Annotated in this window: 10 protein-coding genes; 8 read left to right on the forward strand and 2 right to left on the reverse strand. The window is 36.2% G+C overall.

The features are described from left to right. Positions 1–563: 563 nt before the first annotated feature. A complete protein-coding gene (locus MUN53_RS04280) occupies positions 564–1,190 on the forward strand; it encodes a hypothetical protein (RefSeq protein ID WP_243323550.1) in 627 nt (208 codons plus the stop codon). A gap of 59 nt (positions 1,191–1,249) precedes the next feature. On the opposite strand, the gene MUN53_RS04285 is transcribed toward MUN53_RS04280, so the two are convergent. Together MUN53_RS04285 and rlmH are read right to left on the reverse strand one after the other, a co-directional pair. Further along, positions 1,250–2,206, reverse strand: a complete 957-nt coding sequence (locus MUN53_RS04285) for a D-2-hydroxyacid dehydrogenase (protein ID WP_243323551.1) — start codon at positions 2,204–2,206, stop codon at positions 1,250–1,252. Between the two features lie 21 nt (positions 2,207–2,227). Continuing rightward, positions 2,228–2,701 (reverse strand): 23S rRNA (pseudouridine(1915)-N(3))-methyltransferase RlmH, encoded by a 474-nt coding sequence (rlmH, locus tag MUN53_RS04290; RefSeq protein ID WP_243323552.1) that lies wholly within the window; start codon positions 2,699–2,701, stop codon positions 2,228–2,230. An 84-nt stretch (positions 2,702–2,785) separates the two neighbouring features. On the opposite strand from rlmH, the gene MUN53_RS04295 reads away from it, so the two are divergent. The 7 genes from MUN53_RS04295 (at position 2,786) to MUN53_RS18390 (ending at position 11,290) form a co-directional block, all read left to right on the forward strand. Beyond that, positions 2,786–3,157, forward strand: coding sequence for a DUF4783 domain-containing protein (locus MUN53_RS04295; RefSeq protein WP_243323554.1), 372 nt, complete (start codon positions 2,786–2,788; stop codon positions 3,155–3,157). Positions 3,158–3,166: 9 nt separating this feature from the next. After that, positions 3,167–4,024 (forward strand): carboxylating nicotinate-nucleotide diphosphorylase, encoded by an 858-nt coding sequence (nadC, locus tag MUN53_RS04300; protein ID WP_022456270.1) that lies wholly within the window; start codon positions 3,167–3,169, stop codon positions 4,022–4,024. Between the two features lie 334 nt (positions 4,025–4,358). After that, a complete protein-coding gene (locus MUN53_RS04305; RefSeq protein ID WP_243323555.1) occupies positions 4,359–4,937 on the forward strand; it encodes an RNA polymerase sigma factor in 579 nt (192 codons plus the stop codon). Between the two features lie 101 nt (positions 4,938–5,038). Further along, positions 5,039–6,376, forward strand: a complete 1,338-nt coding sequence (locus MUN53_RS04310) for a Gfo/Idh/MocA family protein (protein ID WP_243323556.1) — start codon at positions 5,039–5,041, stop codon at positions 6,374–6,376. 1,101 nt (positions 6,377–7,477) lie between these two features. Next, entirely contained in the window at positions 7,478–10,039 is a 2,562-nt protein-coding gene (locus tag MUN53_RS04315; protein ID WP_243323557.1) for a glycoside hydrolase family 3 C-terminal domain-containing protein, read from the forward strand. 135 nt (positions 10,040–10,174) lie between these two features. Beyond that, positions 10,175–10,549 (forward strand): GxGYxYP domain-containing protein, encoded by a 375-nt coding sequence (locus MUN53_RS18385; protein ID WP_394803035.1) that lies wholly within the window; start codon positions 10,175–10,177, stop codon positions 10,547–10,549. 81 nt (positions 10,550–10,630) lie between these two features. Further along, positions 10,631–11,290: a hypothetical protein gene (locus MUN53_RS18390; protein WP_394803036.1), complete on the forward strand. Its 660-nt coding sequence runs from the start codon at positions 10,631–10,633 to the stop codon at positions 11,288–11,290. Positions 11,291–11,379: the final 89 nt, after the last annotated feature.

The raw sequence follows: 11,379 nt of genomic DNA on the forward strand, positions 1-11,379 counted from the left end.
CTGTGATAAACAAGGTAAAAGAGTTGTTTAAATACGAGATAAAAGTAGTGTTGTACATCATGTCTATCTGAGGTTTTATTGTAATGTACTGAATTATATGTGTTTATTGATTTCGTCATGTACATTGGAATTTTGTGCTTTACTGAGTTAAGGCAGCTATCTTTGCATTCGAAAAACAGTGAGATATCAAGTTTACTGTGAATGGTTAGATTCCGGTACTAGGTTGTGGGATGATATCTTACTGTATTTCCCTCTTATTTTATGTGTTTGGTTCAGTTTTTAAGGTGAATAAGATTGTTTAGTTTAGTTTTGTTGTTCCGTTAATTGTTAGGTCAGGCGAATGCCGGCTGCCTTGCCTACAATAAATAAAATGAAAAGTATGTACTCGTGCCTGACGTTTCCTTGGAAATCTCGACGGGTAATTACTGGTAGCGGAACTTATATGGAATTTAATAAGTTGATTTATGAAACGTGTAAATTATTGGATGAAGAGAAGTGGATATATAGTGAGTTGTGTATTCGTATTAGTTATGTGCTGTTGTTTATTTTCTTGTACAGAAGAAATGTCAGAAAATTTAAAGGCTACTGATGTTATCTTCCAGAAGTACAGAGTTGATTTTTCTAATACGCAAGACACATGGGTTTATGCTCGTTTTGTAAAAGATGAGGATAAGGCTTTTAATGAACTGAAGCTGACAGGTGAACAACAGATTACAGTGAATGATAAGTCTATGAACTATCATTATGTCAATGATCAGGCTCCGGTGGATTATAGTTATTCATTGAAGTTGGGCAAAGTGGATCAGGTAGATTTTACTTTCCAGCGGGCTAAGAATAAACAATATAAGAATACGGCGTTAAGATCGGCTGTTCTTCCGGTTTCTATACCTGCAGATTTGGCCTTTATTCAAAATGATGTTGCCTGGAAGTGGAATGGGGAAGATTTGAAAGCGGGTGAAAAGCTTGAGGTTACATTGGAAACAGATAAGGATGGTTATGCCATTTATTATGGTAGTATATCTGATGACGGAAGAGAAGTTACGTTTTCGAATGTACCAAAAGGAGATTATGTTTTGACTCTTCGCCGAATGGTTGTTTCAGAGACACAGGATAACGACCTGCCGGCTAAAGGAGAAATGACAATATGCTATTATGACAAGAGGAAAATATCCGTAAAAGAGAGTGTGTGAATTGTAAGGGACAAGGCTTTGGCAGTTTTCTGCCAGGCCTTGTCATATTTTTATCCTTTTCAGATAGCTACATTATTAATAATGTGTCCTTCTTGGAAAGAGCGTATGTTTTGAATAGCGATCTGCATCAGACGTACGCGTGCTTCATAAGTAGCCCAGGCAATATGGGGAGTGATATAACATTGGGTTGCCGTCAGAAGCGGATTGTCGGCTAGTGGCGGTTCAGATGACATTACATCAATACCGGCTGCAAATAAGGTCCGGTTGTTGAGCGCTTCTACTACGGCTTGTTCGTCAATCAAAGGTCCTCTGCCTGTATTGATCAAGATAGCTGAAGGTTTCATGAGCGAAAGCATTTCTTTGTTGACGAAATGATGAGTATCGGCTGTGAGCGGGCAATGGAGCGTTAATATATCACTTTCGCGGAACAAGGTTTCTTTATCAACTGGAGTGATATAATCTTCCAACTGATCTTTAGACTTGGAAGTAAGTGCCAGTACTTGCATTCCAAACGCATGAGCTACGTGAGCTACCGACATACCGATATGTCCGAGTCCGACAATCCCCAACTTTTTACCGGCTAGTTCAAACAGTTTGGTATTCCAATAGCAGAAATCCGGATTCTGAGTCCATTTCCCCTTTCTGATTTCTTGCGTATAATGTTCTACTTGATTCGCAATATTGAGGATGTGGGCAAATACCATTTGAACGACCGAATCTGTACTGTACGCCGGAATGTTCGTAACAATGATTCCACGTTTTTTCGCTTCTTCAATATCAACTACATTGTAACCTGTTGCCAAAACACCAATATATTTCAATGCAGGAAGTGCGTCCATTTCCTTTTTCAGGATACGAACTTTATTGGTCAGTACAATTTCTGCACCTTGACAACGTTCGGTTACTTCATCTTCTTGCGTGTTTTCGTAGATATGACACTCACCTAATGCCTGCAAGCCATCCCAGGATAAATCTCCTTTGTTGAGTGTTCTGCCATCTAAAACTACTATTTTCATATCTGATCTATTTATACAAAATTATTCATGATGATAAGGCTCATTATTCAATATAGTCATGGCCCGATAGATTTGTTCGACGAAGATAAGGCGAATCATCTGATGCGAGAAAGTCATCTTGCTGAGTGAGACTTTTTCAGATGCTGCCTGATAAACAGCTTCGCTGAATCCATACGGACCGCCGATAACGAATACCAGCCTGCGGGAAACCGTGTGCATTTTCTTTTCTAGGTAGGAAGCAAACTGCATCGATGTAAATTCTTTCCCTTTTTCATCAAGCAATACCACGTAATCTCCGGCTTGCAGGGATTTCAGAATCAGTTCGCCTTCTTTTTCCTTTTGCTGGCTTTCCGACAAGTTCTTGGCATTCTTGATGTCAGGGATAACCTGCATTTCAAAAGGAATATAATGGACCAGCCTGTTTTGGTATTCCCGGATAGCTTCGGAAAAGTAATTAGCGTCCGTTTTCCCAATGACAACTAAACTAATTTTCATTTGATTTTATATTTCTATATTTGCAAAGACGAAGTTAGGGAAAATTCTTATCTTTGTCACCAGTATTCACAAAAAAGATCAGTGATGAAACGATTCTTACTATTGATTGCCTTGGTCGTAGCGGCAATTAGTGTACAAGCAGCAGACATTACAGTTATTACAACAGCGTTAAAAACGGGAAATGCTACGAATTTACAGACATGTATGGATAAATCTGTCGATATGGCTCTTGCCGATAAATCAAAGATTTGCAATGCGCAAGAAGCTGTTTCGATGTTGAATGGCTTTTTTAGTTCAAACAAGCCTTCTGCTTTTTCTTTGTTACACCATGCGGATAAAAAAGACAGTGGTTTTTTGGTGGCTAAACTGACGGCTGGTAATAAATCTTATCGGGTTAATGTGACGTATAAAGTAGAAGGAGATAAGGTAGTAATACAATCAATCAGAATAGAATAATTTCAGAAGATGAACGTAAAAGAAACAAAAGAACAGCTTATTGCCGAATTGATCCGTTTGGCATTTGCCGAAGATATCGGTGACGGCGATCATACAACCTTGTGTTGTATTCCGGCTACGGAAATGGGAAAAAGCCAGTTAATCGTGAAAGAAGATGGTGTTTTGGCAGGAGTAGAAATGGCCCGTCTGATTTTCCATACATTTGATCCGGAACTGAAAATGACGACTTTCATTCAGGATGGTACGGAAGTGAAGAAAGGTGACATTGCCTTTGTAGTAGAAGGTAAGGTACAATCATTACTGCAAACCGAGCGTCTGATGCTAAATGTTATGCAACGTATGAGTGGTATTGCAACAACAACTCGCAAATATGTGAAAGCATTGGAAGGAACAAAAACACGTGTGTTGGATACGCGTAAGACAACGCCGGGACTTCGTATGATTGAGAAAGAAGCCGTTCGTATCGGTGGTGGTGTAAACCATCGGATTGGTTTGTTTGATATGATCTTGTTGAAGGATAATCATGTTGACTTTGCCGGTGGCATTGAAGCTGCTATCACTCGTTGCCATGAGTATCTGAAAGAAAAACATAAGGATTTGAAGATTGAAATTGAAGTCCGTAATTTTGATGAAATTCAGCAAGTATTGAAAATTGGAGGTGTTGATCGTATCATGCTGGATAACTTTACACCTGAAAATACGAAGAAAGCTGTAGAAATGATCGGTGGACGTTTTGAAATCGAATCATCCGGAGGAATCACTTTTGATACTTTGCGTCAGTACGCTGAGTGTGGAGTTGATTTTATTTCGGTAGGAGCTTTGACTCATTCTGTAAAAGGTTTGGATATGAGCTTTAAAGCTTGTTGATAATCTTTACGATATAAAAAAGAAGAGAGGGAATTGTCTCTTCTCAAAATAAACGAGAATCGTTTTTGAATCTAATAAATTTTGAAAACGATTCTCGTTTATTTTGTTTTCTATATTAGTCCTTTTGGAACTATTGAAAAGCCATTTACGCCCGAATGAAAGGAAATATATGGAGTTGAAATAATATTGGGAATTTAATGATAAATAGAAAATTCTGTATATCTTTACCAAATATTGAACATTTTCTAAAAAAATAACCGATTTAAAAATGAAAAATACAATTAAGTCCCAAAAGAACTTTGTTGCTTATTAAGGACTTTAAGTAATTAGAACTATGGAAGTTGATAAGAAAATACTGGAACGTTTGAAAAAAGGAGACGAAAGTGCTTTTGAATCCTTATTCTGGCAATACAACTCCCATATATACAATTTTGTCCTTTCTATCTTATACGATAAATCATTGGCAGAAGATATTACACAGACTGTTTTTTTGAAAATATGGGAAACTCATGAGCGGATAGATCCTGAACAAGGCATCAATGCTTACCTTTTTACGATTGCTCGACATTTGGTTTATAAGGAAACAGAGAAAAAATTGATTTTTGAACAGGCATCGGATGTTATTTCTTCCTCTTCGGTTGATGATGATTCTGCATTGGAAAAACAGATGGAAGCCAATTCTTTACGTGATTATATCTTACAATTGATTGAGGAGTTGCCTCCAGCCCGGAAAATGATTTTTAGTCTGAGTCGTTTTGAACATCTTTCAAATAAAGAAATAGCCACTCGGCTCTCTATATCAGAAAAAACGGTAGAGACTCAAATTTACCGTTCACTTCAGTTCTTACGTGAGAAATTATCTTCGGATGTGTTTTTGGCTTGTTTTCTGATTTTTCTGGCAAATCGACTTTAAAGACTAGGAAATAAGGAAGGAATACCGTATTTTTGGTCTTGGCTGAAGAATAAATCAGATTGGAGTAAGATCTTTATTGTAGAACTTTATTATAAAATGTCATGGAAAAACAAACGAAAAAGATGAACCGTCGTGAATTTTTAGGTTTATCAGCTTTAGGATTGGCTAGCTTTACGATTCTGCCCAGCTGGTCGGTTAATGGACAAAAATATGCACCGAGTGATCGGATCGTCTTTGGCTTTATTGGTTTGGGCCGTCAGGGAATGAGTGATTTCTATGCAGCTTCCAATTGTCCGGGAGTTCAAGTGGTGGCCGGATGTGATGTAGATGCCTTGAAAAGAGAGCGTTTTATGAAGCGAGTTACCGAGTGGCAAAAGAAAACCGGCTGGAATCCCCGTTGTGATACTTACGAATTTTATGAGGAAATGCTGGATCGGAAAGATATAGATGTTGTATCTATTGCTACTCCTGACCATTGGCATGCTTTGGCTGCCATCCATGCTTGCCAGGCATCTAAAGATGTCTATCTGCAGAAACCGCTGACTTATACGATTTCTGAAAGTATAGCTTTGGTGCGTGCTGTCCGGGCCAACGACCGGGTATTACAAGTGGGAAGTCAGCAACGCTCAGACCGCGAATTCCAACGGGCAATAGAATTGGTGCGTGCCGGTGCGATTGGTCATATAGAAAGTGTTCAGGTTCATATTGGAGAACCTCCTAAACCGTTTGATTTGCCAGAAGTACCGGTTCCTCCTTATTTGAATTTCAATGCCTGGATGGGACCGCTTACGAGTCCGAACGTGCATTATCATCCGGATATGTGTCCGCCAATTGATAATCCGGAAATGGAAGAAAAAGGTCCGTGGGCAGTTTGGCGTAATTATCGGGAGACAGGAAATGGTTATACAGGCGATTGGGGTGCTCATCATTATGATATCACACAAGCCGCATTAGGTATGGATGGGTCTGGTCCTGTTGAATATATTCCGGCCGGATATAACGGAACGAAATATTGTACGATGAAATATGCGGATGGAATAGTCGTAACCGAACAGGTGATAGAAAACTTCCGGAAAGATAATCCCAACGAACTTGGTATTAAATTTATAGGAACAAAGGGTTGGCTGAAAGTAGCTCGCGGTTACATAGAATGTTCAGATCCTTCTCTGGTGAAAGATACGCCGATGGGAGCAGAAGTGTCTCATATGCAGAATTTTGTTAATTGTATCCGTTCGCGCCGGAATCCAATCGCTCCGGTAGAAGTAGGTTGCAGTACCAATATTATGTGTTGTCTGAATAATATCGCTCATGAGCTGGGTCGCCCGGTGAAGTGGGATCCGGCCACATTAAGCTTTGGCGATGATGTAGAAGCAGCCAATCATCGGCTTTATTACTATAAATATCGGAATCCTTATACCTTGCCTTATTGGGATAAATAACAACTGATTTCCTGCCTAGGAATGATTTAAAAAGAGGGTTTGTTAAAAAGTACACCCTCTTTTTGTCTATTAGTCTTGTCTAGTCCTAAAATAGCGTTACATGTAAAAAAAGTAACAGTATGGAAAAGACAGAAACAAAGTACGTTAAATGTACCTAAAGAGTTACAGCATGTCCTTTAAATTATCAGTAGTGTAAGAGAGCGAAGCAAGAAAAGTAAGTTTAGGTTCCTTTTGGCATAAATATGGGATACAAGGATGCTATACAGTTAAGAGTTGGATCTAAAAATATGTAACTTTGATATATCAAACAAATTCCACACGCCTATGGGAAATAGTAAGGATCAGAACTACTTGAGCTAGAGTATAAATAAGGTTGCTGGAACGTAAAAATGCCCGTTGAAAAAAGAAACTAAGGCGGAAAAATCTGAAAAATAGTTTTTTTAGATATGATGATAAATATGGCAAAGAAGGAATATAATATTAACATACGAAAAACTTCTATCCCGAGCACTCATCTAATATAAGGAAGAAAAACACATAAGTATCAGAGGAATCTGCCTACTACTCGAGATAAGTAGGCTGAGATATTACCGTTAAAAGTGGAATATAAATTGAAGTCGATAAAAAGCGACGAAAGTTGTAGAAATGATACAGAGTATCCGTTTGGAGTTGTATAGGAACTCGTAAACTTTATTATATGCTTTATCAGCCGTTAAAGGAGAAAAAAGTTAGTAGAGACAATGTTAAGATCTTAATGAATAAGGTTAAAGGTCGTAAGATCTCCTTCGTCCTATAAAATAGTTATAATACACACAACATTTAGGAGTATGGTTTGTTCTAATGTTTACGTTTTTATCTTCTAGAATATATCTTTCATGTTAATGGAAAAATTCCTAATAAAATTCATCTGTTATACAATATATTTCTGTAATTTTACTCTCTGTGAACATAGAGATAATCGTTTAATTGTTATTATAAGTTAAATAGTTATAGCTATATGATTGATATTTAAATAGATACTTTAATTATATTGAACTAACTTATTTGATATTATTAACTAGAGGGCGTATTGCTCCAATACGTCCTCTTATTTAGGTAAATATGATGAATCTTAAACTATTTATAGGTGTATTATGCATTATTTCTATATTTAATTCAAATGTTTGTGCTCAGGATTTATTATATAGAAATGAAAATGCTCCCATGCATGATAGAATTGTTAATTTACTTTCTATACTGACTGTTGAGGAAAAAATAAGTTTATTGCGGGCAACATCACCTGGTATTCCTCGATTGAATATTGAAAAATATTATCACGGAAATGAGGCCTTACATGGTGTAGTTCGTCCTGGTAATTTTACAGTTTTCCCTCAAGCTATTGGTTTGGCATCAATGTGGAATCCTAAATTACATTATGAGATTGCTACTGTTATATCGGACGAAGCGAGAGCTCGTTGGAATGAATTATGTTTAGGAAAAGAGCAATTAGGTCAGTTTAGTGATTTGTTGACATTTTGGTCCCCAACAGTAAATATGGCAAGAGATCCGCGTTGGGGACGTACACCGGAAACTTATGGTGAAGATCCTTATCTATCGGGAGTTTTGGGTAAACAATTTGTTAAAGGACTTCAAGGAAATCATCCACGTTATTTGAAAGTTGTTTCAACTCCTAAACATTTTGCAGCCAATAACGAAGAACATAACCGGTTTGAATGTAATCCTCAAATATCAGAAAAACAACTTCGTGAATATTATTTGCCGGCTTTTGAATCATGTGTAGTTGACGGAAATTCAGAATCTATAATGACGGCTTATAATGCAATTAATGATGTACCCTGTACATTAAATACTTGGTTAATTCAAAAAGTTCTACGTGGAGATTGGAATTTTGATGGCTATGTTGTATCAGATTGTGGTGGTCCAGGGCTTTTGGTGAATGGCCATCATTATGTTAAGACGAAGGAAGCAGCAGCGACTTTGTCTATTAAGGCTGGGTTAGATTTGGAATGTGGCGATGACGTTTATATAGAACCTTTATTGAACGCTTATAAATTAGGTATGGTTTCTGATGCTGATATAGACTCAGCTGCTTATCATGTATTACGAGCAAGAATGAGGTTAGGTTTATTTGATGATCCAAATCATAATCCATATAATAAAATTTCTCCATCAATAATAGGTTCTGAATCTCATAAGGCATTGGCATTGGAAGCTGCAAGGCAAAGCATCGTTCTTTTGAAAAATGAAAATAATATTCTTCCTATCAATTTAAAGAAACTGAAATCTATAGCTGTTGTAGGTATTAATGCTGGAAGTTGTGAGTTTGGTGATTATAGTGGAACGCCTGTAGGAGAACCAATTTCTATTTTGCAAGGAATCAAAGATAGAGTTGGTGATAAGGTTAAAGTAAATTATGCTCCGTGGGTTTCTTCCCAAGATGGTTATGAACTAATTGATAAGTCATATTTTCCTAATGGACTTACAGCCAAATATTTTACTTCAAATGATTTGAAAGGGACATATAAAGAGCGGATAGATGATTGGGTTAATTTTGAGCCTGCGAATCAAGCACCAGATCCTTTTTTACCTAAATCTCCTGTATCTATACAATGGCAGGGAGATTTATGTCCTAATATTTCAGGAAAGTATACGATAGGTTTTAAAACGGATGATGGTTGTCGTTTATATATAGATGATAAATTACTAATTGACTCATGGAGAACTCGGTCAGCCGAGACTGATCAGGTTGAATTAGAACTTAAGGCAGGTCAAAAATATAAGATTGTAGCAGAGTATTTTGATTCAGGGGGTGAAGCCTTAGCTAAATTATATTGGAAAATACCTGATAAAGAAAATAAAGATATATTAACATATTATGGTAATGCAGAGCAAGTTGTTGAATCAAGTGATTTGACTATAGCTGTTTTAGGTATTAATAAAAGCATTGAGCGTGAAGGTCAGGATCGTAAAGATATTTCATTGCCAAAAGATCAGGAAGATTTTATAAAGGCAGTGTACAAATTAAATCCAAATACGATAGTAGTATTAGTTGCTGGGAGTTCATTAGCTATTAACTGGATCGATGAAAATATACATGGTATTATTAATGCATGGTATCCAGGTGAACAAGGTGGACGTGCCGTTGCAGAAGTATTATTTGGCGATTATAATCCCGCTGGGCGTTTGCCTTTAACTTATTATAAATCAATAGGTGATCTACCACCTTTTGATGATTATGACATAACAAAAGGACGTACTTACCAGTATTTTAAGAAAGACGTTTTGTATCCTTTTGGTTATGGATTAAGTTATACCCAATTTAATTATACGAATTTGGGAATGAATGAAGATATCCAAGGTGGTGTTATTGATTTTTCTTTTGATTTGGAAAATATAGGAAATTATGATGGGGAGGAAGTTGCTCAACTATATATAAAATTTCCTGATTCTGTAAAAGAGAAGCCTATAAAACAATTGAAAGGTTTCGATAGGGTCTTTCTCAAGAGAAATCAAAAAAAGACAATACATCTGACATTGAATCTGAAAGATGTTCGTTTATGGGATGTAGATGCGGCCAAGTTCATAACTCCAAAAGGAAAATATGAAATCTTTATTGGTCCTTCTTCTGATAAGGTAGAACTAAAAGCGGGCTTTGAGCTTTAATCAAGGATATTAAGAGCAATACTTCTGATAAAGTTTGCTGAGGTATTGCTCTATATTTAAACATGTTATATCTATATGCTTTTCAAATATTGTTTTAGAATTTTATTTTCTTGTTTTTTTATCTCGCAATATGCTTTGGCTGGAAATATTCTTTGTACAAAGAATGTTTCTCCTATTGTTGTATTTGATATGAGATATCTTTTAGAGAAGGATTTGACTGATATCAATAATGTGGAAATGGTATGGGATCAATTACATTTAGTTTCAACATTACAAGGTATAGTTAATAGAAATAAACCTTCATTATTTATTAAATATGTGAAGGAGGAGGAGATATGTGTAGATGAGTATTGGTGGAATAAATACAGAAAAGAAGGGGAATGGTTAAGCCAAAGAGATACAATCCAACTAACTTCTTTAATGGATGTTCTTGCTTATTTCAAAAAAGATATAAAAGGGCTAGTTGTGTATGATTCAGATGTTCCATCGACAAGTAATGTTGCATCTTAAATTGCTGGAATTGAAGATGTTATAGCAGTTCGTTATGATTCAACGCCTAATAGTTTATATCAAAATATTAAGAAATCTGATTTGAATTTAAAAGAAGTTGTCAGATTAATAAATAATGATGGTACTTCTATGTTTACTGGAAAAGGTTTTTTGCCAGGGTTAAACATAAGGTCTTCTGGATCTGTAAAAAATGATCCTTATCTTTGGTTTATTGAGAAATATATGAAATTAGGACGAAGTAATACAAAATACGGAGCATATTACATAGATCAATATTGGAGAAAAAAGCCATTGTGTTCAGTTCCGAATCATCACACATTGACAAATCATGATTTTTTTGTTAGTAAGAGAGCATTCTTTTTTGATTTATCACCTTGGGGCGATGAACCAGCAACTGATGATTTAAATCAAAAAGTGGGTACAGATCTTGAAACATTAAAACAGATGTTATTGATTGCATATAAACAGAATAAAGGAATAGATTTTTGTTATATTGGAGGATTTCCATCATGGGCATTTAAATATACAAAACATGCAGAAGGTATGCATGATGATGTTCCTACTGAATGGGAATTTTCAAAAATTATAAGTGCCTATAATGCTTTTAAGGATGCTGATGCAATAGGATATGGTGCGTTGGCTAATGCTTCTTTTTGGCAACATTTTCCTTTAGAAAAAGAGTATAAGCAGTCATGGGTAAGTCGGGAAAATTTAATCAACCTTAATTCCGCAACACTATAATTTAACTTTATTTATAAGTTCCTGAGCAACAAAAAGTTGCCCAGGATTTTGCCATGTCAGAATTTTCACTTATCTTAGTGTTGCAAAAA

Origin of the sequence: Parabacteroides faecalis, from assembly GCF_022809355.1 — a bacterium.
Taxonomy (GTDB): domain Bacteria; phylum Bacteroidota; class Bacteroidia; order Bacteroidales; family Tannerellaceae; genus Parabacteroides; species Parabacteroides faecalis.